Source organism: Calothrix sp. CCY 0018 (genome assembly GCF_963920925.1).
Classification (GTDB): Bacteria; Cyanobacteriota; Cyanobacteriia; order Cyanobacteriales; family Nostocaceae; genus Rivularia.
Map to the genome: position 1 here is coordinate 23891 of NZ_CAWUDI010000027.1, position 26008 is coordinate 49898.

At 38.2% G+C, this 26008-nt stretch carries 19 protein-coding genes and 2 pseudogenes; 11 read left to right on the forward strand and 10 right to left on the reverse strand.

Features of this window, described 5'->3' with window-relative positions; translation table 11 throughout:
- Nucleotides 1–799: 799 nt before the first annotated feature.
- The 4 genes from ACM03V_RS19595 to ACM03V_RS19610 all read left to right on the forward strand — a co-directional run bounded on the left by ACM03V_RS19595 (nt 800) and on the right by ACM03V_RS19610 (nt 5044).
- Nucleotides 800–1081 (forward strand): hypothetical protein, encoded by a 282-nt coding sequence (locus ACM03V_RS19595; protein ID WP_414622476.1) that lies wholly within the window; start codon nt 800–802, stop codon nt 1079–1081.
- Nucleotides 1082–1583: 502 nt separating this feature from the next.
- Nucleotides 1584–2171, forward strand: coding sequence for a hypothetical protein (locus ACM03V_RS19600; RefSeq protein ID WP_414622477.1), 588 nt, complete (start codon nt 1584–1586; stop codon nt 2169–2171).
- Nucleotides 2172–2252: 81 nt separating this feature from the next.
- Complete coding sequence (locus ACM03V_RS19605) at nt 2253–4061, forward strand: ABC transporter ATP-binding protein (protein ID WP_414622478.1); 1809 nt, start codon at nt 2253–2255, stop codon at nt 4059–4061.
- Between the two features lie 209 nt (nt 4062–4270).
- Entirely contained in the window at nt 4271–5044 is a 774-nt protein-coding gene (locus tag ACM03V_RS19610) for an energy-coupling factor transporter transmembrane component T family protein (RefSeq protein WP_414622479.1), read from the forward strand.
- Nucleotides 5045–5413: 369 nt separating this feature from the next.
- Here ACM03V_RS19610 and ACM03V_RS19615 read toward each other — a convergent pair whose 3' ends face one another.
- From ACM03V_RS19615 to ACM03V_RS19625, 3 genes are all read right to left on the reverse strand, one after another.
- Complete coding sequence (locus tag ACM03V_RS19615) at nt 5414–6112, reverse strand: SAM-dependent methyltransferase (protein ID WP_414622480.1); 699 nt, start codon at nt 6110–6112, stop codon at nt 5414–5416.
- A 457-nt stretch (nt 6113–6569) separates the two neighbouring features.
- Nucleotides 6570–7214 (reverse strand): methyltransferase domain-containing protein, encoded by a 645-nt coding sequence (locus tag ACM03V_RS19620; RefSeq protein WP_414622555.1) that lies wholly within the window; start codon nt 7212–7214, stop codon nt 6570–6572.
- 61 nt (nt 7215–7275) lie between these two features.
- A complete protein-coding gene (locus ACM03V_RS19625) occupies nt 7276–8625 on the reverse strand; it encodes an APC family permease (RefSeq protein WP_414622481.1) in 1350 nt (449 codons plus the stop codon).
- A gap of 1295 nt (nt 8626–9920) precedes the next feature.
- Here ACM03V_RS19625 and ACM03V_RS19630 point away from each other — a divergent pair.
- Both ACM03V_RS19630 and ACM03V_RS19635 read left to right on the forward strand, forming a co-directional pair.
- A complete protein-coding gene (locus ACM03V_RS19630; protein WP_414622482.1) occupies nt 9921–10940 on the forward strand; it encodes a sodium:calcium antiporter in 1020 nt (339 codons plus the stop codon).
- A gap of 334 nt (nt 10941–11274) precedes the next feature.
- Nucleotides 11275–12225 (forward strand): DMT family transporter, encoded by a 951-nt coding sequence (locus ACM03V_RS19635; protein WP_414622483.1) that lies wholly within the window; start codon nt 11275–11277, stop codon nt 12223–12225.
- A gap of 144 nt (nt 12226–12369) precedes the next feature.
- On the opposite strand, the pseudogene ACM03V_RS19640 reads toward ACM03V_RS19635, so the two are convergent.
- Nucleotides 12370–12620, reverse strand: a pseudogene (locus tag ACM03V_RS19640) (FAD-binding protein); the annotation flags it as partial.
- Nucleotides 12621–13032: 412 nt separating this feature from the next.
- Nucleotides 13033–13203 carry a hypothetical protein gene (locus ACM03V_RS19645; protein ID WP_414622484.1) on the reverse strand — a complete coding sequence of 57 codons (171 nt, stop codon included), beginning with the start codon at nt 13201–13203 and terminating at the stop codon, nt 13033–13035.
- 67 nt (nt 13204–13270) lie between these two features.
- Between ACM03V_RS19645 and ACM03V_RS19650 the strand changes: the two genes are divergently transcribed.
- The 5 genes and pseudogenes from ACM03V_RS19650 (at nt 13271) to ACM03V_RS19670 (ending at nt 20992) form a co-directional block, all read left to right on the forward strand.
- The gene (locus ACM03V_RS19650) at nt 13271–14458 is read left to right on the forward strand and encodes an RNA-guided endonuclease InsQ/TnpB family protein (RefSeq protein ID WP_414622485.1); all 1188 of its coding nucleotides are present in this window, start codon (nt 13271–13273) and stop codon (nt 14456–14458) included.
- A 134-nt stretch (nt 14459–14592) separates the two neighbouring features.
- Complete coding sequence (locus tag ACM03V_RS19655; protein WP_414622486.1) at nt 14593–16776, forward strand: GAF domain-containing protein; 2184 nt, start codon at nt 14593–14595, stop codon at nt 16774–16776.
- Nucleotides 16773–16925: pseudogene (locus tag ACM03V_RS19660) on the forward strand (IS200/IS605 family transposase); the annotation flags it as partial. The gene ACM03V_RS19655 and the pseudogene ACM03V_RS19660, both read left to right, overlap by 4 nt.
- Nucleotides 16926–17374: 449 nt before the next feature.
- The gene (locus ACM03V_RS19665; RefSeq protein ID WP_414622487.1) at nt 17375–19480 is read left to right on the forward strand and encodes a M3 family metallopeptidase; all 2106 of its coding nucleotides are present in this window, start codon (nt 17375–17377) and stop codon (nt 19478–19480) included.
- A gap of 657 nt (nt 19481–20137) precedes the next feature.
- The gene (locus ACM03V_RS19670) at nt 20138–20992 is read left to right on the forward strand and encodes a universal stress protein (protein ID WP_414622488.1); all 855 of its coding nucleotides are present in this window, start codon (nt 20138–20140) and stop codon (nt 20990–20992) included.
- A 111-nt stretch (nt 20993–21103) separates the two neighbouring features.
- On the opposite strand, the gene psbM is transcribed toward ACM03V_RS19670, so the two are convergent.
- The 5 genes from psbM to ACM03V_RS19695 form a co-directional block, all read right to left on the reverse strand.
- On the reverse strand, nt 21104–21223 hold the full coding sequence (gene psbM / locus ACM03V_RS19675) for a photosystem II reaction center protein PsbM (protein WP_414622489.1): 120 nt from the start codon (nt 21221–21223) through the stop codon (nt 21104–21106).
- Between the two features lie 109 nt (nt 21224–21332).
- A complete protein-coding gene (locus ACM03V_RS19680) occupies nt 21333–21629 on the reverse strand; it encodes a 2Fe-2S iron-sulfur cluster-binding protein (RefSeq protein ID WP_414622490.1) in 297 nt (98 codons plus the stop codon).
- A 157-nt stretch (nt 21630–21786) separates the two neighbouring features.
- The gene (locus ACM03V_RS19685; RefSeq protein WP_414622491.1) at nt 21787–21924 is read right to left on the reverse strand and encodes a photosystem II reaction center protein K; all 138 of its coding nucleotides are present in this window, start codon (nt 21922–21924) and stop codon (nt 21787–21789) included.
- A 232-nt stretch (nt 21925–22156) separates the two neighbouring features.
- Entirely contained in the window at nt 22157–23431 is a 1275-nt protein-coding gene (locus ACM03V_RS19690) for a sensor histidine kinase (RefSeq protein WP_414622492.1), read from the reverse strand.
- A 31-nt stretch (nt 23432–23462) separates the two neighbouring features.
- Nucleotides 23463–25868, reverse strand: a complete 2406-nt coding sequence (locus ACM03V_RS19695; protein WP_414622493.1) for an MASE1 domain-containing protein — start codon at nt 25866–25868, stop codon at nt 23463–23465.
- Nucleotides 25869–26008: the final 140 nt, after the last annotated feature.

Consider the following 26008-nt stretch of genomic DNA (forward strand, 5'->3'; position numbering starts at 1 on the left):
GAAGTAAATCTCTAAATACCACTTAAGGAGTATATATTTTCATTTGTTTTTCTGTAATATTGATTCTATTGGTTGTTTAATCGCACAAAAATGATAGTCTTTTTGAAAATCTATTATTGAAATAGTTAAGTGATTAATTTTTGAAACTGTCTCATCGGTTATTTAATGCTCATATGTTGATTTGTTGGTGAAGGTATTCAAATGAGTATTAACGGTTAATCGGTTAATCAATTTTGGATTTTAGATTTAGGATTTTAGATTGTTCCCAAATTTTCATAATTCATGAATGCAGTTTTCTTTGTCTGTTCCCCCAACCTTCGTAATTCAATCCAAAATTTAAAATCTAAAATCTAAAATCTAAAATCTTTTAGGTTAAAATTCACGTTTAGATAAAGCTTTCCGTCGCCGTCGTTGTTCTAAACACGGCAGCAATATCTTAACTGAAGCGCAATCATCTAAATTGATGCCCGAAACTGGTTCTTTTCTTTATAAAAAGTAATTATGCAATCAACCATAGTTTTCAATCCTGTTATTATATAGTTGATCCCTATAAATATGGATTGCAAAATCATTATTCATGAGTAATATACAGTTGACGTTTTACAAAACATTAGATTAAAACCGTAGCAACTTGAATAAATGTTAAGTAAAGTATCTTGTAACAAGCTTTTCTGGTGATATTTTAATATCTTTAGAAGCTGAATATTTAGAATTGTAAAACAATCTTTATCTAACGTTAAAACAATTGCTATTGTAATAGAGTGATAGATGATTTTAATGCTAAATTTAGGAGATAAAAATGTTAACAGTTTATCCAGTGCTATTTATTCTTGGGTTAGGTGCTATTTGGCTGGGACTCAATATAGCTGAGGAAGTATATCGTATAGCAGTACTTTTTACCGGAGCAATACTTTTGGTAATGGGGTTTGTATCGGCTCCATCGATTATACAAATAGGTAGTGTATTGCTGTTGTTGGGAGTTTACCAACTATATATTTGGCAACCTAAATTTAATCTGTTTGTGGGAAATGAAGTTGAGGCTGTAAAAACGGTTAAATGTATTGGTTCTGATTGTAAATAAAACAGTAAATAAAACAAATATCATAATGACGAATATTAAAGTATTGTTAGATTTTTAATTAAAAATATCATAATAAACATAGGTCAGAACTTAGAAATTCACTTTTCTAGCTTCTGACTTTAGTTTTTATGGGCAAATACAGTTACCAGTTATTAGTTCCCAACTTTAATTTTGTCGGCTTATCTTGACAATTAGTTTAATAACTATTTAAGGTCTATTTAAAAATTATTTAATTTTTTATTAAATATCCTAATTAAACTTAAATTTCTCTCTAAAGGTATAAGTAATAAAAACTGAAACCAGGGAGAATCTTCGTGTCTATTAATTATAAATAAAAGCTGTAATGGCAGACGTGCGGAGCCGAATATCCGTAATACATCTGCTTTTATATCTGAGCTTCTGACATTTTTAATAGTGTTTATCTAACCTTGCATCTTTATGCATAGGTAAATTTTGTTGTGAAAATTGCAAGTTATTAAATACGAATTAAACAAATTTAATCGTGGAACATACTAATACATCGAAGTTAACTGTAATAGCTGTCTTATGTTCGGTAATTTTCTTTTTGGCGCTGACGTTATTTGAAGCGGTACCGGAAATTCCCGTTGATATTGACTTGAAGCCATTTTTTATACCTTTGGCATTCGTTGCTCTGGTTCCCAAAGGTATGCCGGTTGTGACTGTTTCCTTGGGGGCAATGTTGGGAGAGTTTCTGCGAGATTTGCTCGAAGGCTATGAAATTGACGATCCAATTGGGGCAATTGGTTATGTGGTGGCTTTCATTCTCGCTGGTTACATCGTCGGTAGCAATCCGCTGAATAAATTTCGTCTGTTTATAGCGGCTGTGATGGCTGGGTTAGTTCATGCAGTGATTGAGGCTACAAGTTTTATCATTTTTAGTGCAGAAACTTGGTCAGTTGCTCTTTGGAGTGCTGTTGGTAACACAATTGCCGATGGTTTACTTGGGGGTGCGATTCCCTTGATTTTGATTATGCCTCATCTTTACGGAAGAGTTGAGCGTTACTTTGGCTTTGCACCGAGGGGTAAAAGTCGCAGACGAAGAAGCAATAGACAAGTTAATGCAAGTTGAATTTATTAAGGGAATAGGGAGTAGGCAATAGGGAGTAGGGAGTAGAGAATTCGCGTGATGTGAGTAATAACGGAGGGATAAATGTCAATAGTTAGTGCAAAAAACTTTACTTTTAATTACCCAGCAACCGAAAAAGCAACTATCGAAGGTATATCGTTTGAGATTAAACAGGGTGAAGTTATCGGTATTATCGGACCTTTGGCGGCGGGAAAGACAACTTTGTGCATGGCGATCGCTGATTTTGCGCCTCGGATTGTAGGTGGTGATTTTGAAGGTTCGCTAAGAGTAGATAATCGTAAACTGGGTTCTGATAACCGCAAGCAGGATAGACAAGTGGGGATGGTGTTCGAGGATTATTCGGCGCAGTTGGTGCAAATTAAGGTACTCGATGAAGTGACAACACCGTTACTCAATCATGGTAAAAGTCCGGAAGATGCAAACAATCGAGCGCGAGAACTTTTAGAAAAAGTCGGTTTGGGTACAGGAGAAAAAATCGAGAAAACCCGGATTTGGCAACTTTCCGGGGGACAACAACAGAGATTGGCGATCGCCGCAACTTTGGCAATAGAACCCCAGATACTTATCCTTGATAGCGTCATCGATAAATTAGATAGTTCCGGACAAGCGCAGGTTAAAAGTATTGTCAGTGAGTTTTGCGGTGATAGAACTCAGATAATCGTCGAGCAAGATATTGATATCCTCGTACAGTGTGCCGACAGGATATTGGTTTTGATTGACGGTGAAATTGTTGCAGAAGGTAAACCGGAGGAGATTCTGCAAAATGAAGAGCTTCTTTCCCGTGCCGATATCGATATTCCCGTAAGCTTGCGCGTTGCTAAGGCTCTGGGTTTATCGGAAATGCCACTCACGCCAGAAGATTTTCCGCAAGATAAGTTTACAAATCGAAATTCAAATCAAAATTCAAATCAAAACTTACAAAATCAAAATTACAGCAGCAGTTACATAACTATCGAACCACGTTCTTATAAACAAAAACAAGAACAAGAGCCGGAACCGGAGAATAAAAAATCAACGAATTTCGGTCAAGCCTTAGTAAAAGTTGAGAATCTCAGCTATAGCTATTCCGATGAAAATCAAGCCCTTGAAGACATAGATATTGAAATCCGCGAAGGAGAAATTCACGCACTTATCGGTCATAGTGGTGCTGGTAAAACAACTGTTGTCAAGCACATCGCCGGGTTATTGTCACCAAGCATTGGTAAAGTTACAGTCTGTGATATCGACATAGATCAGAAAACCGTTCCCGAATTAGGGTTAACGATTGGAACCGTTTTTCAAAATCCAGACGAACAAATCAGTGAAAAAACGGTGCGAGAAGAAATTGCTTTTCCTCTTAAACAGCGGCAGTATCAAAGAAAAGGTTTGTTTTCACGAGAAAAAAATTACGAAGATGACCATATTACCGAACAGTTATCCCGCGTCTGCGAGTTAGTCGGAATTGATGAAAAAATACTTGACAAAGACCCCATCTTACTATCGCGAGGACAGCGCAAACTCGTTACCATCGCCGCAGCTTTAATTGTAGACCCAAAAGTGTTAATTCTTGACGAACCCACAGTTGGTTTGAGTGCATCATCTCGTCGTCAGATTGCAGAGTTATTAACTAAAGTTTGCGAGAAAGGTAAAGCCGTACTTTTAGTCAGTAATAATATTGATTTCGTCTGTGAAGTTGCCGACACAGTAACAGTATTAAAACAAGGGAAAATCCAGTTGCAAAGCCCGATAAATGAAGCATTCGCAGCCGATAACTGGGAAAGACTCGAAGAAATGGACGTACATTTACCCGCAGCCGCAAGACTAGCAAAACGTTTGGGTATAAATGCGTTTACCTGTGACGAATTGATTTCAAAATTAGTTGTTAGTTGTTAGTTGTTAGTGGTTAGTTGTTGGGGATTGGGCATGGCGCATAGGGCATGGGTTGTGGAAACAACAAGGGAGCAAGATGCTCCCACTACAGATGTTTTTATAACTCTTAACTCCTCACTCCTAACTCCTAACTATCCCCAATGCCCTATGCCCCATTCCCCATCTCAAATCCAAAATCTAAATTCCAAAATCTAAATTCCAAAATCATAAAAATGACTTCATCTCGCGTACCAGTAATTTATCAAGATAAAGATACGGTTATTCACAACCGCGATTCCCGTGTGAAACTGTTTATTTTCTTTCTGCTATTCCTTTATTTATTCTTAGCTCCTACTTGGCAATGGTTGGCGATCGCCGTTGGTTTGGGGCTGGTTTTGGCAACTTTAGCTGGAACTTCGTGGAAGTGGATAGCTGTGTTGTGGGCGATTCATATTCCAACTTTTGTGACGATAATTATTATCCCCGCAGGTAGCGAATTACTAGCTGGTGAATACGGTAAAGCAATGGAAGCTTTGAGCGGTGAACTGCGTTTGGTGTTAGCTTGGACTGCGGCGATTATAGTTAGTCTTAGCTTGCTTTCAACGATGGATGCTGACGATTTAACCAGAGGTTTGCGGGGTTTGCGGGTACCTGCGGTAGTTGCTTTTGCAGTTGGTTTATCTTATCGATTGCTGTACGCGACTTTGAGCGAAACTTTCCGCATTGCTGATGCGATGAAAATAAAAGGTGTCGATTTAGAACCCAAACGTCCGATTCGATTTATCTGGAATTCCTTACGAATTTCGCTTCCTGTATTATTTGCAGTACTTAGACGTGGCCCCGTTTTGATGTCAGCTTTAGAAATGCGGGGCTTTATCAAAGGACATGGTAAAGGTTTAAATAAATTAGACTTTGGCGATATCGTATTTCTGCTAATTGCTTTAACGCTTTTTGGTTTAGCCGTGTGCGATCGGTTTAATTTGCTTCCTTTTTCACTGGGAAGTTAACATAACTTTTTTTTTCTACATCAAAAACCACTTCGCTATCATTCATACAGCTTCTAGTAAAGAAACTGCTGAAGAAAGTGAGGTGGGATTTTTTAAAAGGTGGGTGTCATTCCATCAAAAAAAATGGCTCTTCATTACATAGTATGCTAAATTATGAGCAATAAAGTGCTGCAACACTTACTATGCAAAGACTTTGACTATTATTAACTTGATTTCTTCCTAAAATCGTTTTTTTTCCCTTCTGCCTACAGCAAAGCTGCCTTCTGCCTTTTTACGATTATTTAGTTAGCATACCAAGTGCTGAAGAACCAAAAAAATTTAACAATGTATTCCTAAAACTTTGCGTATTTACGTGAAATTCTCTATTTATTAATTGATATCTTCAAATTCTTCCACATCGTTATTCATTCTGAGACGATTAATTAAATGAATATACCCAGGTGCAAACTCGCTGGAATTTTCTAAGATATTTGACCGTACATTGGCTGGAATTTCTTCGGGAACAACCCATAGATAAATTCTAGTTCCTCTTTTAGTTTGTACCACGCGATTGGGTTTCCATTCGCCCATGTCAAATGCGTAGGAAACAATACGGGTACCTGGTTTGAGTTGTTCTAACAGTTGAGGTCGTAGTTTCAAGTTGAGTTCGGGTTGCCCCTCTAGCGTCACGACAGTAGCTTCGCTCATATCGCTGGTAAATAAGTCTTGCTGGAGAAACTTGACTCGATTTGTAACTCCAGAGGAGCGAGCATTTGCATTTGCTTGTTTAATCCGTTTTGGGTTAATGTCAATGCCAACACCGCGAGCATTATACCTTTGTGCTGCCGTAATCGGAATTCGACCGTCTCCACTACCTAAGTCGTAAATGACATCATTTTTTGTTAATGAAGCTAATTCGAGCATTTCATCGACAATTTCTTGCGGTGTTGTGACATAAATAACATCCGGTTCGCGTTGAGAAGCTTGAACCTTTTGAATCTGTGTTTGCGCTCGAACTGTTGGAATAATGGTTGGCTCTTGTAAACTGTACTGAGCGCATCCAAGACTAATAACATTTACAGGATTCATGACAATGAAAGCCCACGGTTTTCAATCGTGGGATGAAATTGGAGTAGGTACTTTTAAGTGCCGTGAAATGATATAATTGAATCAGTCAGTACAAGACTATAAAACCTACCGAGGGACTTTCGGGAAGTATACGCCCTTCTTGCGAATTGGCGCAGTTAAGGAGATATCACTCCTCCTTCATGGAGAACGGAGTGAGCCTGGGAACCTGTTAGATTAAATCAATGGATAATGTGGATATTCTAACTATGCCATATGAATCCCACCGCTTTTAGCGGTGTGGAGAGTCAAAAAGGCACTGGCAAATATTAATCCAAATTTGTGTTCGATTGACATGATTCTTATCTACTATGCATTGAACCAGTTACTTGAAGTTAATGTAGGTGATTTCGAGCGTTAGTTGAACTTTAGATTTTGGAATTTCCTCAACTAACGCTCTTTATCAAGCTCTTTAAGTCAACTATTTTAAGTTAGCAGGCGGATTTTCAGGGACTGTCCACAGATAAACCGTATGAGTCCGTCCATTAGTTTGAACTTTCTCTACGCGTTCGGGCTTCCATTCACCCATGTCAAAATCGTGAGAAACAATGCGCGTTCCGGGTTTCAACTGGCTAAATAACTGCGGTCTAAGTTTGACGTTTAATGAAGGTAATAGATATAGCGTCATTACAGTAGCATCGCTAAAATCACTTTTAAACAAATCTTGGTTAAGAAAGGTAACTCGGTCAGTGACTCCGGCTTTTTGAGCATTGGCATTAGCTTCTTGAATGCGCTCTGGATTGATGTCAATGCCTACAGCGCGACGAACATCGCGTTTTTGTACTGCTGCAATGGGGATGCGTCCATCTCCACTACCTAAGTCATAAAGAACGTCGTTTTTATTAACCTCAGCCATTTCTAACATTTGCTCAACTACTTCAGGTGGTGTAGGCACATACACTACATCGGGAGAACGCAAAGGTGGGGATGGTGCTGGAGTTGAAGTTGTAGGTACTTGAGCTTGAGTAGATTCATTTTGAGTTGTGGCAGTAGTAGTTGGACTGCATCCAGTACCAATTAAACTGATACCAATTACTAATGATGTAATAGTGTGTTTTACTGAAATCATGCAAATCTCCTGAAAGTTAAGATTGATTAAGGGTCACGCAGTGGCAAACAAATATTCGCTAATCGTTCCCCGTATTTATTGAAAATTTTTGCGTCCACCACAGCAAAGGTAGTCCTAGTAGTAACACTATGACACCTAGCAAACCGCCCCATCCGGTGTACGCTAAACTCGCTTGCAGCATATATATGCAAATTCCACAAAATGCAAGCGGAGTCAGAGGATAAAATGGAACTTTGAACGAACGATTAATATTCGGCTCGCGTCTTCGCAATACAAATAGTGATATACCGCTCAATAGAAAGAAAAACCAGAATGCTGGAGCCGTATAATCTACCATCGTCTCAAAGCCTTGACGAGCAAAAGTTCCCACCATCACCAGTACAAGTGCAATCAAACCCTGTACTATCAAAGCATTTGTTGGGGTACTTTCGCGTCCGCGTCCTAAAAAGCTAAAAACTGAGAAATCACGTCCCAAGGCGTAATTTGTGCGGGCACCAGTTAAAATTGTGGCGTTGAGCGAGCAAATCGTGGCGATCGCAACCAAGGAACTCGTCAATACGGCACCGACTTCTCCCATGTTTAAGCGCATCAAGTCTGCGACGACTGCTTGAGAATCTGCCATTCGGCTTAATCCTAGCCCTCGAATTAGTGCCAAGTTGACGAGCAAATAGAGCGCGGTAATAATAGCAATACTCCAAATCAAAGCTCGCACAATATTTCGGCTACCATCGCGAACTTCTGCTGAAATATACGCAGCTTCGTTCCATCCGCCGTAACTAAGCAACACAAATACCATTATCATACCTAGATTATTTGAAGTAGCTTCTTCTGCTCCATCCAGGGGTAGAGTAGGCGCAGCAGAAGATGAAACTCCGAATAAACCAATGGCACAGATGAGGATTAATCCTGCAACTTGAGCAACTGCTAACAAGTTTTGCGTTCGTTTGCCTTGACGAACACCAAGCAGATTTAATCCAGTTAGCAGCATAATTGCGATCGCGGCATAAATAGAGGGAGAATAAATTCCCAATCGCCACAGTTGCGAGGCATAATCCCCAAACACAAAGGCTAATAATGCAATTGAGCCAGTTTGAATCACGCTCATCCGAGTCCATGCAAACAAAAAACCGATTGCGCTACCTAACCCTCTTCTGAGGTAGTAATAGGTTCCGCCGGGATGCGGATAAGTCGTTGCGAGTTCGGCATAGCACAATGCACCAATTAAAGAAATTACTCCACCAAGTCCCCATGTCAATAAGGCAATTTCTACACTACCAGCGTTTGCAGCCACTAATGAGGGAGTTTCAAAAACGCTAGCACCAACTACTACTCCCACAATTATCGCAATCGTATCGGTGAGGGAAAGAGTTGGTTTAAGAGTTACTATCGGACGCGCAGCTAATTTCAAGAGGCTTCTCCTATTGGTACTGGTATGCTAAGTTCGCTTACGATTGACGTGGTAGTTACCTTGTTTCAAAAAAATTAAAGCTAAGGTTTTACTGATAGTTAGAAGGTCAATTGAATCCATGCGGTTAGCAATCATAATGTTTTTTGAATCTGATTTTAAGTTATTTGCCTGAGGGAGTGAGTTAACTTCACGAACCGATTTTATGAACTTTAATTTGCTTGCTAATGCCGTGCAGTAATGCTGTAATATTTATGGCTATTTTTATAACCATTAAAATTTTTCACAGACGACAAAAATCCAATTTCAATATTTAGACAAATCAGAAAAAAACTGCATATCTTTACAAATTCTCTTTGCTCATAATGCGACTATTGAATATAGTAAAAATAATTTTATCTTAAGTATATCTATCTTAAGTTTGACTTTTGGAAGCTACAATTATTTATTTTTTATAAAATATCTATCTTAAGGATTGTATTTTGATATTCGCAGCATAAAAGAATTACAAGTATGCTGTTAACACAGTATTCATGTATTAATAAAATATTTTTTTACTTAAATATAGAAATCAAAACTGTACAGAAGAAATAGTATTAGTTTCTTCCCGGTTCTACGATTACCGAAAGAAAAAACAGCATATACGTATATTAAACAAAGAAAATAAGTTAATAGAGATAAGTCTTTTAAAAGAATGAAGAGAGTAAGAATAAATACGATTTGCTCGAAAATTTACAATACGAATCAACCAAATTATTTTAGCTATAAATATAACTTTTTTAAATAAATAGAGGTAGTTAACAAATAAGCTATAGCGAGATTATAAAAAATCAGCATAAGATAGTCGTGCTATTAACACACTGTTGTAAATTACTAATTATGGCTTGCGTTCGTGCTGTAGCTAAAATTAATAAAATTATAATTATAATTACAGAAATTGCTGTCAAACTTAGGCTGAAAAATAGTTATTTATTGTAAATTACCTTTTAACTCTCCCATATTCATTGTTTCACCAAAATGTGACAAGAAAGTGACACGAAGAACGCAGATGAATGTTCAACGGCAGTTCAATTCACTAATTACATCATAAATTTACATGATATACCTATAGCCCAGAGCAGCTGCGACAGCGTAACAAGCTTGGAAACCGAAGATTATTTTATGCTCGTCTAAAAAGTTGATTATAGTTTTTCTTCCCGTTTCCTCATCAAATAAAATCCAACAATGTATTCCTGAAACTTTGCGTCTTTGTGTCTTGACGTGCGACTCTTAGTAAACACTAAAATTAACTCCAGCCAATGAACCCACTACAATTAATTTTATATATTTTTCTGATAGTAATATCTACTGCTGTAGTTTGGAAAGGCAGCTTTATGTTAGAAACTGCTGCCGAAAAATTATCGGAATACTATCGACTACCACCCGTTGTTCAAGGAAGCGTTGTGGTTGCGGTAGGCTCAAGTTTCCCGGAATTATCTAGTGCGGTACTTGCAACGCTCGTTCACAAACAGTTTGATTTGGGTGTTGCAGCTATTGTAGGTTCGGCTATTTTCAATATTCTTGTCATCCCCGGAATTTCCGGTTTAGTTGGTCAACGCTTGAGTGCCGATCGCCTTTTAGTTTACAAAGATGCTCAATTCTATATTACTAGCATTACCGTATTATTACTAGCTTTTACTTTTGCAGTGATTTATAACCCCGTACCTGGTGTGATGTTGCAGGGTAAAATGAACCGATTAATTGCTTTGATGCCTTTATCTCTTTACGGACTATATTTATTTTTGCAGCAGCAAGACACTATGGAAGATAATCAAACGAATAACCGTCAGCGTCCATCAAATATTCGTATTGGTAAAGAATGGCTGCGATTGTTATTTAGTTTGGTTCTGATTGTTGTCAGCGTTGAAGGATTAGTTTCCGGAGCAATTGGTTTGGGGAAAGTTTTAAGTACGCCAACTTTTCTCTGGGGTATTACTGTTATTGCTGCTGGTACTAGTTTACCCGATGCTTTTGTTAGTATCCGCGCCGCTAAAAGAGGTGACGGGATTATCAGCCTCGCCAATGTTTTAGGTAGCAATATTTTTGATTTACTCGTAGCGATTCCCGTAGGAGTAATGATTGCTGGTGCTTCAATAATTGATTTTGCCGTTGCTGCGCCGATGATGGGTGTATTAACTTTCGCAACTATTGTATTATTTGCAATGCTTCGCACGGGGTTAGCTTTAAGTAAGAAAGAATGCGTAGTATTGCTAGGAATGTATGGGTTATTTGTATTCTGGATGGTGTTGGAAACTTTTGAGATTACTAATGTAATCTGAACTATTGCAACTAACCTTGGGAGTATAGTTCGGTTATTCAAGCGTTCGTTCCTAAGCTCGACTTGTGACTCATCACTTACCATAGAAATTTTCCGCTTCATTCACCGTTTCACCGCGTAACTCTTTATGATAATTTTTTAAGCGGACATGATATAAATTAAAATATGGGCTTTTCCAGAGAACTTGGACGGAATTGATATCACAAGAAAATCAAGTCAGTGGAACGAGGGTTTTTTTCCTCGCTCGTTTTTCCTATGCCTAGTATTCTATGCCGATTCATGCCAAGGGTTTAAAAACTAACTAAAAATCGAGTATTAGGAAAAATAAATAGATTATGACTAGTAGATTAGCAGTATTTCAAGAATCTTCTTTCCTTTCCAATGGCAAAACGAGAGCGATCGCAGCTCTAGGGATCTGTCTTATTAGTTGGGCTTTTGTTCCTATCTTGATTCGATTCGGTGAAAATACAATTAGCCCCAATGCTCTGATCTTTCATCGCCTCTGGATTGCTAGCATTATCTTGGGATTGTGGAAGAAATTCTTTCCTATACAAAATCAATTTTCCAAGGACTTACCTAAAGCATTTCTTCCCTATATTAACCAAAATATAGTACTGTTTATAATAGCAACAGGAATATTTTTTGCATTGTCACCAATTGCCTGGGCTTGGTCGATAACACAGACTAATATTGCTAACTCTGCACTTTTGCATAATTTTACACCTGTATTTGTTGCTATTGCAGGGTGGCTATTATTTAATCAAATCTGGGAAAAAAAATTCATTATTGGTTTAAGCATATCTATTAGTGGCTCAGTGATTCTTGGACTTGGTGATTTTGTATCCGGCAGTGGTAAGTTGCAAGGTGACGCAATTGCCCTTTTGTCTGCATTGTTTTTTGCAATATATTTACTCTTAGCCGAACGAGTCAAAAACCAATTAGATGCTATTACCACACTATTCTACTGCTGCCTTACTGGAACTCTGGGAGTTTTACCTATCTTGTTAATATCCCATGATAAAATTTTACCAACTTCGGGGAGTGAATGGTTAATTATTGTTGGATTAGGTTTGCTGACAGTTTTAGCTAATACTGCTATGTTATATGCTTTAAACTGGATGTCATCAGGATTTGTTGCTGTCACGTTTTTACTCGATCCAATTATTTCAGCTATCTTTGCTTGGTTAATTTTCTCGGAAAGACTAAATTTCTATACTCTTTTAGCTTTTCCGATAATTTTGTTCGGAATATACTTAGCTACAAAAAATCAATCAGCTATTGAATGATTGTATCAAAATATGGTGAACCGGCAGTGCGAACGATCGCACTGCTAACCCTTTTTCTCAGAAGACAATTAAAGGCGGTTATTCTAGCCCTAACTAACAACGCTCCAACTAACATCCCAACACAAGTTGACAGAGCTAGTGACTTTCTATTTGGGATAGTTGAGCCGCAAATACCAAACACTCCAACAAGGAATTACTCGCCAAACGATTAGCTCCATGAACTCCTATACTAGCAGTTTCGCCAATCGCATATAAACCAAGGATAGAAGTTTGTCCGCGAAATCTGTAGCGATTCCTCCCATCCAGTAGTGAGCGGCAGGAGCCACAGGAATAGAATCTGAGTGTGGATCGATACCGTAAGTTTGACAAACTTTAATGATATTGGGAAAGCGATAGAGACGTATAGAAAATAGAGGAAATAAGTAATTTATTTAGACTTATTTAAAAATAAACTAATTTTCTATTATAAATAACCGATACTAATCAACAAAAAAGCTTAAACTACGAAGATAAATATTTTTAAATTTCCTATAGCCCAGAGCCGCTGCGACAGCGTAACAAGCTTGCAAACCAAAGATTATTTTATGTTCGTCTAAAAAGTTGATTATTTTTAAGTAAGAAAGAATGCGTAGTATTACTAGGAATGTATGGATTATTTGTAATGTGGATGGTGTTGGAAACTTTTGAAATTACGAACGTGATTTAAATCCAAAAATTTAGCTAAAACCGAAGAAGCCTCCCGCCTACACGAAGTGAGGCGGTGAGATGAATTCGAGGATAAAAGTCTTGCGTCCTAAATTGCAATGTTTACGACGAGCTTTTTAGGACAGCGAGACTTTTATCAATCTCTTCGGATGGCAACGAGTCAATCAAATCTTCAAGAATTGCGGTCATGGTTTTATCTCTAAAAGCCGCATATTGACGTAACTTATTGAGCCGTCTTTCGCTAATTCGTATTCGTAAACCTTTATTTTTCATTTATATGTGTGTACATCGTTATAACTTTATGTTACTGTATTTATAGGTCGAATCAAGGAATAAATCAATGAGAACTTCTTACCAGTACAAAATTAAACCGACAAAACAGCAAGCAGCGAAAATTGATAACACATTAAATATGTTGCGTCATCAATACAATTTTTTGTTGGCTCAAAGATTTAACTGGTACGAACAAAACCGTTGTTCTATTGATAGATGTTGTAGGAGCATTTGTCATCTACCAGAATTATCCGAACAACCAAATTATTACAATCAAAAAGCATCTCTAACGCAACTAAAAAAAGAGCGTCCTTGGTACAAAGAAATTCACTCTCAGGTATTACAGGAAGTTCCAAAAAGAGTAGAGAAAGCGATGAACAGATGGTTGAAAGGTGACGTTAATGGTAAAAAGTCAGGTAGACCTAGATTTAAAGGTGAAGGTCAGTACAATACTTTTACTTATCAGCAGTTCAAGCAACATCATTTTTCAAATGAAGTTATAAAGCTTTCAAAAATCGGCGATGTAAAAGTAATTGTTCATCGTCCTATTCCGGACGGGTTCACAATAAAAATTGTATCTCTCACCAAGAAAGCTGATGGTTATTATGTTACTTTGAGTCTTGATGATAAGACAGTACCAACAGTTAAATCTGACTTTGATACAGATAAAATTGTAGGAATTGATGTAGGATTAATAGACTTTTTCGTAACATCTGACAATGAACGTGTTGCAGCCCCAAAACATTTACGGAAGGCAGAGCGTAAATTACGTAAGGCTCAAAAATGTGTTACTAGGCGTAAAAAAGGCTCTAATAGACGCAAGAAAGCTATCCGTAAATTGGGCAGACAACATAAAAAAGTAGCTGATACTCGAAAAGATTTTCACTTCAAAACGGCTAATCAACTGCTCAAAAAGTATGATGTAGTAGCAGTTGAAAAGTTAAACATAAAAGGTCTAGCTAGGACTAGACTTGCTAAAAGTATTCATGATGCAGGCTGGGGGCAATTTTTATCAATACTTACAAACAAAGCCGAAAATGCTGGTTTGTTGGTAATCCCAGTAAAGCCTCATGGGACTTCTCAAGAATGTTCAAGTTGTGGTCACAAAGTTAAGAAACCGTTATCGCAGAGAATGCATAATTGCCCGGTTTGTCATACTTCTTTGTGCCGCGACCATAACGCAGCAATCAACATTGCTGATCGTGGGGCGCACGACCTGTATAATCAAGCTCAGTTAATGTCTAGGGTTGCCTAGAGTCTCTGAGAAGCCTACACTTACTCGAAGAGAAGTGTAGGTACGTCACACAAGAATCTTTGTCAGTACTGTGATTTATTAAATACAAATGGGAATACTGAAACTAAAGATAATATTAAATTCTCATTATTGGTATGATAATAAGTCACAGTACTGACTCAAACGAGTTGAATTTGCAAGAATGCCAAAATCAACTGAATTTGAGGGATGAATATCAGAAAATATTAGAAAGAATTTTGGCGAAAATTCGTGCTTCTGTCAATTTGACTACTCTTTGTGCAACTTCTTCTCAAGATGTTTGTCGGTTATTAAAAATAGAAAGGGTTGGAATCTACCGCTTTAATGAAGACTGGAGCGGTAGTTTTGTCAATTATTTGGGTTTTGCGGAAGCTCCTTGGGATATACTCAAAACTTTTGGACAAGGCTTGGTTTGGAAGGATTCCCATTTGCAAGAAACTCAAGGGGGAAGATACAAAAATAATGAGCCATTTGCTGTAGCTGACATTTATCGAGCCGGACATTCACGCTGTCATATTGAAATATTAGAACAGTTTCAAACTCGAGCATATGCGATCGCGCCGATTTTTGTGGGTGAAAAATTATGGGGTTTGATGGGGGCTTATCAACACTCTGCACCCCGACAATGGCATTCCCATGAGGTTGAGTTTGTCGCGCAAGCAGCCAGCCATGTTGGTTTGGCAATCCAGCGAAATCAAGAGCAGCAAAAAAACAAGCAGGATTCAATTGCTCGTCAGCGTGCCTTAATGGAAGTTGTGGGAAATATTCGTTCTTCCCTTGATACAAACTTGATTCTCAATACTGCTTGTCAGGAAATTTGTAAGCTATTCAAAATCGAACGAGCAGGGGTTTATCGCTTCAATGAAGATTGGAGTGGGGAGTTTGTCAGCAATTTTGGCACGGTAGAGGCAGGTTGGGATAAAGTTAATCCCTTTGGTAAAAATCTGGTGTGGGAAGATACCCACCTCCAAGAAACTAAAGGTGGAAGATACCGCAACAATGAAACTTTTGCCGTCACCGATATTTATGAAGCTGAACATACCCGCTGTCATATGGATATTTTGGAGCAATACAAAATTCGCGCTTATGCTCTGGCTCCAATTTTTGTAGGTTCAAAACTGTGGGGACTCATAGCAGCCTATCAGCATTCTGGAACCCGCCAATGGGCAGATTATGAAGTTGAATTTCTCAGACAGGTGGGGGCGCAATTAGGGGTAGCAATTCAGCAAGCGGAGATTTTGGCACAGTCGAAACAGCAAGCTTCTGCATTAAAGGGTTCGATTGCTCGGCAGCGTGCCTTAACTGAAGTTGTTACCAATATTCGTTCCTCCTTAAATATAGATGTCATCTTGAAAAACACTTGCCAAGAAGTGTGTAAACTGATGCGTGTTGAACGGATTGCCGTTTATCGCTTCAATGAAGATTGGAGTGGGGAATTTGTCAGCAATTTTGGCATGGTGGAAACGCAATGGGAGAGCATCAATCCCTTTGGTAAAAATCTGGTGTGGGAAGATACCCATCTCCAAGAAACTAAAGGGGGACGATACCGCAACAATGAAAGTTTTGCTGTAGCCGATATCTATGAAGCCGGACATACCCGCTGTCACATGGACATTTTACAGCAGTTCAAAATCCGTGCTTATGCCTTAACCCCAATCTTTATCGGACGAAATCTGTGGGGTTTGTTGGCAGCTTACCAACACTCTGCACCCCGTCATTGGGATGAGGTGGAAGTAGAATTTTTACAACAGGTTGCCAACCAAGTAGGATTAGCCATTCAAAGTTCGGAAACCCTTTCGGAAACCCGAAGCCGTGCTGATGATTTGCAACAAGCCGCAGAGCAGCGTCGAATTTTATTTGATGTAGTTGTCAAGATTCGCGAATCCCTCGATTTAGAAACAATTTTCAAGACTACGGTACAGGAAATACGCCGATGGCTAAAAGTCGATAGAGTAGGGGTTTTCCGCTTTGATGCCGATGAAAATTTTAGCAGTGGTGAGTTTATTTCTGAAGACGTGCTACCTAAGTTCGATTCTGCTTTAGGAGTAAAGGTACAAGACTATGACTTTGGCGAAAAGTATGCACCACAGTTTAGTCAAGGGGAAATGCAGGTAATGTCTGTTGTCAAAGGTACAGACTCAAAGCTGCCTTATCAAGATATTATTGAAAGTTTCCTAGTCAAAGCCCAGATTGTCATGCCTTTACTAGAAGGGAATGAACTATGGGGATTATTATACATTCACCAGTGTAGTCCGTTACTTCTACCCATGAATCACCCGCAGATATTGCCAGATGGGTAAAAGGTCGAGCATCCCATCATCTTAGAAAAGAGTTCCCGCAACTAAAAAAACTACCGTCTTTGTGGACACCAACCTATTTTGTAGCTTCAACAGGTCAAGTCAGCACTGAGGTAGTTAAAAAGTATATTGAAAATCAACGTGGGAAATAAAAAACACCGGGTTAAAACCCGTCGCGTCGCGTTTCATCCCCTCCTTAAAAGGTAGGGGTTCTCACGCTCCCGTGTCAATTTGATAGTAAAAAAATATAAACCAGAATAACCTAGTACCGCTTGGCGGAAGTAAGAAGTAAGAAGTTTGATTTTCTAAGCTTTTCAGCCATTTTTAATGGTTGCCTTATTTAAGCCGTGGTGTACTAGATACAAGCAAACTTGCAGCGGATTTCAGTAGCGGCGATCGCCATTATTTTCAGAATTTATTTTATAAAAACCCTTCTAGACGCAGAGTACGCAGAGGGAAGAATTGACACTCCCCATCCCCTTGTCTCCCCATCCCCCCATCTCCCCATCCTCTTCGGTACGGAATTCCACAAACGCGCTTATTTACGAATACTCATAAAATTAGAACTATATAATAGAATATTTGTCTCTCACACACATTTATGACCACAAACGTTGCTATCTCGGATAATCCCTTGCTCAAATGTTCGGGTTTACCTCCTTTTGCAGAAGTTAAGCCGGAACACGTAGAACCTGCTTTAAATCAATTACTTTCAGAACTAAACGAAGAACTTACTCAATTAGAAGCTGATATAAAACCCACTTGGAGCGGTTTGGTAGAACCTTTAGAACGCTTAACCGAACGCTTAACTTGGAGTTGGGGTATTGTTAGCCATTTGATGGGTGTGAAAAATAGCCCCGAATTACGACAAGCTTACGAAACTTCACAACCTCGAATAGTGCAGTTTTCTAATCGACTCAGCCAAAGTAAACCTATTTACAACGCTTTTAAAGCCTTGCGCGAAGGTGATATTTGGAATACTTTGGATTCAGCACAACAGCGAATTGTTGAATCATCAATCCGCGATGCGGAACTTGCTGGTATTGGTTTGGAAGGTGAAGCGCAAGAACGTTTCAACGCTATTCAAATGGAAATGGCGGAAATTTCCACAAAGTTCTCAAATCATGTTTTAGATGCAACTAAAGCTTTTAGTTTAAAGTTAGTAAATACTGAAGAAGTCGAAGGTTTACCTGCAAGCTGGCTAAGTTTAGCAGCGCAAGCAGCACGAGATGCTGGTGAAGAAAATGCAACTCCAGAAAATGGCCCTTGGCTGGTAACTTTGGATTTTCCCAGCTATGCTCCTTTCATGCAGCACAGCAAGCGTCGGGATTTACGCGAACAGTTATATAAAGCCTTTATCTCTCGCGCATCTTCGGGAGAGTTGGATAATAGACCGATAATTAAGCGTATTTTGGAGTTAAGGCAGGAATTAGCTGAATTACTTGGATACAAAAACTATGCCGAGGTCAGTTTAGCTAGTAAAATGGCTCCTAGCGTAGAAGCAGTAGATAAACTTCTGGAAGAATTGCGTCTTACCAGTTACGATGCCGCACAAAAAGAATTTGCAGAATTAAAAGAATTTGCAGCTTCTAAAAATGCCCCAGAAGCGAAGGATTTAAAAAACTGGGATATCACCTTTTGGGCAGAGCGTCAGCGGGAAGAGAAGTTTGATTTTACACAAGAAGAATTACGTCCTTATTTCCCACTTCCTCAAGTTCTCGATGGCTTATTTGGATTAGTAAAACGCTTATTCAACGTTAGCGTTACTCCTGCTGACGGACAAGCTCCGGTATGGCATGAAAATGTCCGCTATTTTCAAATAGCCGATGAAACGGGTAATCCCATAGCTTATTTCTATTTAGATCCCTACAGTCGCCCTGCTGAAAAACGTGGTGGTGCATGGATGGATACCTGTTTAAATCGCCGTCAAATTGAAAAAAACGGTAAAACTGATATTCAGTTACCCGTTGCTTATTTGATATGCAACCAAACTCCCCCGGTTGACGATAAACCCAGCTTAATGACCTTTACGGAAGTAGAAACCCTCTTCCATGAATTTGGTCACGGTTTGCAGCATATGCTGACCAAAATTAATTATCCTAGCGCTGCTGGTATTAATAATGTCGAATGGGATGCCGTAGAATTACCCAGCCAGTTTATGGAAAACTGGTGTTACGAACGCCCGACTTTGATGGGAATGGCAAAGCATTACGAAACCGGCGAACCTTTGCCAGAACATTATTATCAGAAACTTGTCGCAGCACGTAACTATATGAGCGGTAGCGGAATGTTGCGTCAACTGCACTTTAGCTTGCTCGATATAGAATTACACTACCGCTATCGTCCTGGTGGTGACGAAACTCCCGACGATGTACGCAGTCGCATCGCCAAAAATACCACCGTATTGCCACCACTCCCTGAAGATAATTTCCTCTGCGCCTTCGGACACATCTTTGCTGGCGGATATGCAGCAGGTTATTACAGCTACAAGTGGGCTGAAGTTCTTAGTGCAGATGCCTTTGCTGCTTTTGAAGAAGCTGGATTAGAAGACGAACAAGAAGTTAAAAAAATCGGCAAACGCTATCGGGATACCGTACTTGCACTTGGCGGTAGCAAACACCCAATGGAAGTATTTAAATCTTTCCGGGGTAGAGAGCCTAGTACCGAACCTTTACTCAAGCATAATGGTTTAAAAAGTGCGGCTTAATTAGTTGGGAATTGGTAATAGGTAATTAGTTTTTATTTATTCCTATTCTTTAATTTTTTCATTAATGCCAATAGACATCTCCGGAAAACATTTATATGGTTTTAAATTTACAGATTAACCTAACCCCCCTGCCCCCTTCCCGGAGCAGCGAAGAGAGGTTTTTTTCATTTCCGGAGATGTCTAACAAGAGAGGTAAGGGAGTAATCCAAAATAAGAAAAGCGTTGCTCCCGATAACTAACGCCAATTTTGAGAAACTGCAATCTAATATCAAAAAATACAGTTTTTTATACTTTACATATTTTCACATAATGCTTCTATACATAGAATAGAATAATTGAAGATTTTAATTCACCAAACTTTACAGCTTGACTTTCTGTATTGACTATTTTTATAAGACTTTACTTAGTTTTAATTAACTTTATTAAACATAGATTACAACTAATAAATTTCATCATTATTCGTGAAGTTAATAGTGCAGAATTAGAAGTAGGCTAGATGATATAGAACTTTTATTTTTAACCTTAAATATAATGGTTCATATATACATAACCGCCCTTTGTCCTTTGTCATTTGTCTAATTAGGTCTGGGACAAACAACAGAGGAAATTGGAGCAAGGCGGTAAAAACCCAAGCTAGGCAATACAAAAAATGTCCCTATGATGCAAAATATTTTGCTAGCTGTCTCAGGATTGGGACACGCGGAAGAAATGCTCAAACAGATGGAGGAAATACCATCAATCCAACGAGCGAAAGTTACCGTTTTGCACGTTGTTCCTCCACAAACCACTGCCGAAGCAATGACAGCTAAGTGGGAAGAAGGCGGTAAAATTTTAGCAAGCGCTATTCAAAAGTTGCAGCTAAATCCCAATCAAGTTAATTCGGTGCTGCGTCAAGGTGAACCTAAAGACGTGGTTGGCCAGGTGGCAAATGAAATCGATGCCGATTTGATTATTATGGGTTCAAGAGGACTCAAGCGCTTGCAATCAATTTTGGCTAATTCAGTCAGCCAGTATGTTTTTCAGCTGACTTCTCGTCCCATGTTACTGGTTAAAGATGATATTTATGTAAAAGCAATTAACCGGGTTATGGTGGCGATTGACAAATCGGAAGCGTCACAGTACTGTTTAGACTTGGCTTTATTCTTACTAAAAGATATCAAAGGCGGCGAGTTATTTTTAACTCACGTTATGACTGACTTAAAGAGTCCATCAGCCGAAACTGCACAGGTTAAGGCAGATAAACACCCTATTTTAGAAGCAGCAGCGAATAAAGCTCAAAAACAAGGTGTTAAATCTCGCAGTATACTCGGTATTGGTAAACCGGGCGAAAAAATTTGTAGCTTGTCAGAAGAGATGAATATAGACTTATTATTAGTCGGTTCCCCAGATCGTCGCCCAACAATAGCTAAGAATTTTGTAGATTTGGATAAACTTATAGGTACTTCATTGTCTGATTATGTCAGAATTAATGCTACCTGTCCGGTTTTACTAGCGCGTACTGCCGCAGCCTAAACGCTATTTTAGATTCGATTCATTTAACTATAGATTTCGCGGTTGATAGATAAAACCCCTACACTTATACATAGTGTCGGGGTTTTTCCTATTCTTAGAATGAAGTCTTAATTAAGAATCGTTTCTTCCGCCTTCTCTACTCACAGTCAAGGTGTAAAGTAATACTAAAAAAATTGCGGGAACTAGTACGAACAGAATGCTCGCAATGAATCCCAAATCATTAGTTTGCATTGTTAAAAAAGCCTCTCTTTTTATTTGCAGCCACTAGTTTTAGCATAGCATTACTGATGCTTAAGCCGAACGAGATCGCAAAAAAAAGACTGCTACTAAGATATAATTCTCAAGGCTTAGTTGCTACACTTACAGAACCATTAACTAAAGTTTGACAGGCAAGACGATAATTATCGGGCTTTTTCTTCAACATTTTGGTTTCTGCATTCGTGCGAGGTGAGAGATTTTCCATTCCTTCTGTTATCTCTACAATACAGGTTCCACACTGCCCAGCACCTCCACAGTTCATCATTTTGCCCCATACTTTATAGATATCAATATTGTTTTGCATGGCTTTCAATCGCAAATTCGCACCATCAGCTGCGATTACTTCTTTATTTTCTTTAACAAAATTGATGTTGCCCATAGTTAATCCTGGTTAAATATTACCCTGCCAATAAATACTATATCTATTATCCAATTTATTACAAAAAGTTAAGAAATATCAAATTTAGTAAATAATATTTGGCAAAAAAATAAGACAGGCTTTGTATACCTGTCTAAAAAGATGATTGTCGATTAACTTACTTGAAACCTACAGCAGCTTGCCAAACAAAAGCTAGTAACAAGAAGAAAACGGGAATGATTGGGAGAACATCTACCAAGGGGTCAAAAACTTGATAAGCTTCCGGCAATTTCGCTAATAATAGTGTTACTTCCATGTTTGTTTAAATCCAAGTATCCAACATAGTTTTCATATTTGAGCAATATCTTAACACGATTGGGGTATGGGAAGTATGTCGAGAAAAATAAGTAATAAAAGCTATTAGCTCTTAGCTCTTAGCTATCAGCGTTTCTGTTGGCAATTGGATGGGGATTTAAACCCGCTCGTAGCTCAAAGCTAAAAGCTGAAAGCTCGATAAATAATTTGTAGTACAAATAAGGGCAGAAATTTTAAGCTAAAAGAGGAATTTCAATTGTAAATTCGGTTCCTTTGCCGCTAACTGATGATACGCTGATTTTTCCTTGGTGAGTTTCTTCAATAATCTGTTTGGCGATCGCCATTCCTAATCCGGTACCTTTACCGAGGGGTTTAGTAGTAAATAATGGCTCAAATAATTTTTGCTGTACTTCTTCACTCATCCCTATACCGTTGTCAGCAATACGAATAATTAGTTTATCGGAAATATTTTTTTCTGTAAAAATATGGATATTTGGTGCAGGTACATCTTCTAAGGCATCGATGGCATTTGCAAGTAAATTGGTAAATACTTGATTGAGTAAGCCGGGGTAGCACTGGATTTCTGGCAGATTACCGTATTGTTTGATTATTTCAATTTCTGCACGAGAGCCTACTGCTTTGAGGCGATGACGTAAAATCATTAATGTGCTATCCATTCCGGAATGGATGTCGCTGCTAACAAATTTATTGGTATCGTTTCTAGAAAAATTTCGCATCGACACCGAAATATCTTGGATTCGTTGAGAGCTTACTTTCATCGATTCGAGTAAGTTGGGAAAATCTTTTAATGCAAACTCAATATCTAAGTCTTCTAAGGCTTCTGCGATTTCTGTGACTGGTTGCGGGTAGTGCTGTTGATAAAGATGAATGATTTGCGTAATGTCTCCTAAATATTCGTAAGCTGGAGTAATATTGCTAGAGATGCAGCCGATAGGGTTATTGATTTCGTGAGCAACTCCTGCTACTAATTGTCCGATTGTGGCGAATTTTTCTTGTTGTACTAATTGCACTTGTGTTTGTTGCAATGCGGCGGTTCTTTCTGCTACATTTTTTTCTAATTGCTCGTTCCAATTTTCCAGTTTTTTGGTTAAATGTCGCAATTGTAAATGTACTCGCACCCTTGCTAAAACTTCTTCTCCTTCAAAGGGTTTGGTGATGTAGTCAACAGCCCCTAAAGATAATCCTTTCACTTTAGAATCTGTATCTGATAAAGCAGTCATAAAAATAACTGGAATTTCCTGAGTTTGCGGATTTGCTTTGATGCGACGACAGGTTTCAAAACCATCGATACCGGGCATTTGTACGTCTAGTAAAATTAATTCTGGTTGCTCGGTTTCATATTCAAGTTGTTCTATAGCGCTTTCACCATCGGTTTCAATCCGGATAGATAATCCGGCATTTTTTAAAGTTTGAGCTAATACCGCAAGGTTAGTAGGGTTATCGTCAACAAGGAGAATAAAGCCGGATTTTTGAGTAAAAGTAGACATAATTTAATTTTCAAATATTAAAATATTAAAATTAATTCAGGTATTCTTTAATAAGCTGTCGCAGGGGTTTGAGTTGAAAATTCTCTGCTAAGTGAATTATTTTTTGAGCAAAGGGTGTGATATTACCGTCAACATCTTTTAATTTGTTCGCTTCGTCGATAATTGCGTAAACATCGCCTTTTTTCGCTACTGAATGCAGATGACGCAATATTTCATCTGATGGTGGAATAATTTCTGATGATGTATTAATTGATTTTTGAGGTTTTGCGCTTGATGCTTGGTTGTCTTCGTAAACCCATTCAAGTTGTAAATGTCTGCCAAGTAATTCTAATAAACTTTCTACCTGCACTGGTTTGGGTAAAAAACTATTCGCACCAATATCTAAACTTTTCTGTTGCTCTGCTTCAAATACGCTTGCAGAAGAAGCAATAATTACTATATCTTCTAGAATCGAGTCTCGCAAATTACTAATTAACTCAAAACCATCCATTTCCGGCATTACTAAATCGGTTATTATAACATCTGGTTGCCATTCTTTCGCTTTATCTAAACCTTCTTTACCATTACTTGCTTCATTAACTTCAAAACCAATCGGTTTGAGTAAATTCTCAACAACCGAACGATTTTCCCATTTATCATCAACAACTAAGATTTTTTGTTTTCTTCCTTGATATCCAATGATTTTACCATGCGCGATAGTAGAAAATTCTGCCCAATCGTCATAGTAAGGTAAATCTAATTCAAACCAAAAATTACTACCTTTCTCAATCTCGCTTTCTACCTGAATTTCGCTATTCATCAAAGAGATAATTTTTAAGCTGATTGCTAATCCTAATCCAGTACCTTCAGCCTGTTTTTTCACATCTCCTACCTGCTCGAAAGGTTGAAAAATCTTATTTAATTGTTCGGGAGACATTCCCATCCCCGTATCTACAATTTCAAAACGAACTTGGTGATTTTGGGTTTGATCTTTACTTATGATATAAACTTTTAAAGTCACGCTACCTTTATCGGTAAACTTGATAGCATTACCCAACAAATTAATTAAAACTTGACGCAATCTTTTCTCATCTGCTTTTACACCTATTGGTAATTCCGAGTCGGGTTGATAAATAAACGAAATACCTTTTTGTTCGGCACGAATACGACAGATTTCAACAACTCCTTGTAAAAAAGATGGAAAATGAAACTTCACTGGATAAAGTTCCATTTTGCGAGCCTCTATTTTGGATAAATCTAAAACGTCATTAATTAAAGTCAATAGATGAGAAGCACACTGATGAATAATATCAACTCCCTTGCTTCCCTTATCCGTCATCGTTTCCGAACGTTTGAGAATTTGAGCATAACCAAGAATACCGTTAAGTGGAGTTCTTAATTCATGGCTCATATTGGCAAGAAATTCGCTTTTCGCTTTATTTGCATTATCAGCAGAAATTTTTGCTTTATCAGCTACCGTTAATGCTTCTCCCAACTGAAAAGTACGTTCTTCTACTCTAAATTCTAATTCTTCGTTGGCTTTTTTCAGCTTTATTTGCGCTTGTCGATTCTCGTTAATTACAGCGCAAAGTACATAAGTAGTTACTGCAATCACGCAAATAAACGATTGTAACAGTAATAACGATTGATTTACCGAACCTAATTTTGCAAACGAACCAAAACCGCGAACAGTACCAAAAACTGCAATTCCTGAAACAATTACAACAAGTATTGTTGACTCTCGTTCTCCAAAGCGAAAAGCCGACCAAATTAATAGTGGTATCATCATGTATTCTAAAGGATAACCTTGCCCAAAGGCTATCCAACTAATGAAAATAAATGATATTATTAGCAATCCTAATTCGCTAATTTTTTCTCTTTTCAATGGTTCTCGCTGTTCTGTTCTTTGAAACCATTCCAGCATTCCCGGTGTCACAATCAAGATGCCAGCAATAACTGATGTAAACCAACCTTGCCATACTTCTTTATAAATAGTCCAAGGCACTATACCGCGCATACACAAAGTTGCAACTGCAAGAGTAGTAATTACTATTGGAGTAGGAATAATTAAGATAAAAAACTTAAAAATATTCTGAGAGTAATTGAGGATTTTTTTATTTTTAATAAAGCGTTTTATTAAAATACTAGCGATGAACGGATCGGCAACATTGCAGATAGCTATAAGACTACTTGTGACAAAATCATCTTTATAAAAAAATACGCTATTAGCAATTAATGCACCTACGAACAAAGCTGGTAATATCCGATATCCTAATAGTAAAAAACTAGCTAAATAAAGTCCTGCGGAAAGCCAAATTGCTGATGAACCATTTTGGAAAGACAGCAATAAACATATCTTGCACAAACACAAGTGAATTGCCGGAATCACTAATGATGCTATAAGTATTTTGTGCTTCGAGTTAAATCGATTTATCTTCTTATGTAAAACTTTTTGCATTACTTTTAATTCGAGTCTTGGGTTAGAGAAAATATACAAATGCCAAATCATCAGCAAATATCCGCTTCATTAGATTAGAAGTAAACGTTGCTGAAAACTTTGGTGGAATAGTAGGTTAATGAACTAAACCGTACCGTCTC

Coding starts and splice junctions, on each gene's coding strand:
- ACM03V_RS19595 (WP_414622476.1), top strand. CDS start 800: ATGTTAACAGTTTATCCAGTGCTATTTATTCTTGGGTTAGGTGCTATT.
- ACM03V_RS19605 (WP_414622478.1), top strand. CDS start 2,253: ATGTCAATAGTTAGTGCAAAAAACTTTACTTTTAATTACCCAGCAACC.
- ACM03V_RS19610 (WP_414622479.1), top strand. CDS start 4,271: ATGACTTCATCTCGCGTACCAGTAATTTATCAAGATAAAGATACGGTT.
- ACM03V_RS19615 (WP_414622480.1), bottom strand. CDS start 6,112: ATGAATCCTGTAAATGTTATTAGTCTTGGATGCGCTCAGTACAGTTTA.
- ACM03V_RS19630 (WP_414622482.1), top strand. CDS start 9,921: ATGAACCCACTACAATTAATTTTATATATTTTTCTGATAGTAATATCT.
- ACM03V_RS19635 (WP_414622483.1), top strand. CDS start 11,275: ATGACTAGTAGATTAGCAGTATTTCAAGAATCTTCTTTCCTTTCCAAT.
- ACM03V_RS19645 (WP_414622484.1), bottom strand. CDS start 13,203: ATGAAAAATAAAGGTTTACGAATACGAATTAGCGAAAGACGGCTCAAT.
- ACM03V_RS19650 (WP_414622485.1), top strand. CDS start 13,271: ATGAGAACTTCTTACCAGTACAAAATTAAACCGACAAAACAGCAAGCA.
- ACM03V_RS19655 (WP_414622486.1), top strand. CDS start 14,593: ATGATAATAAGTCACAGTACTGACTCAAACGAGTTGAATTTGCAAGAA.
- ACM03V_RS19665 (WP_414622487.1), top strand. CDS start 17,375: ATGACCACAAACGTTGCTATCTCGGATAATCCCTTGCTCAAATGTTCG.
- ACM03V_RS19670 (WP_414622488.1), top strand. CDS start 20,138: ATGATGCAAAATATTTTGCTAGCTGTCTCAGGATTGGGACACGCGGAA.
- psbM (WP_414622489.1), bottom strand. CDS start 21,223: ATGCAAACTAATGATTTGGGATTCATTGCGAGCATTCTGTTCGTACTA.
- ACM03V_RS19680 (WP_414622490.1), bottom strand. CDS start 21,629: ATGGGCAACATCAATTTTGTTAAAGAAAATAAAGAAGTAATCGCAGCT.
- ACM03V_RS19685 (WP_414622491.1), bottom strand. CDS start 21,924: ATGGAAGTAACACTATTATTAGCGAAATTGCCGGAAGCTTATCAAGTT.
- ACM03V_RS19690 (WP_414622492.1), bottom strand. CDS start 23,431: ATGTCTACTTTTACTCAAAAATCCGGCTTTATTCTCCTTGTTGACGAT.
- ACM03V_RS19695 (WP_414622493.1), bottom strand. CDS start 25,868: ATGCAAAAAGTTTTACATAAGAAGATAAATCGATTTAACTCGAAGCAC.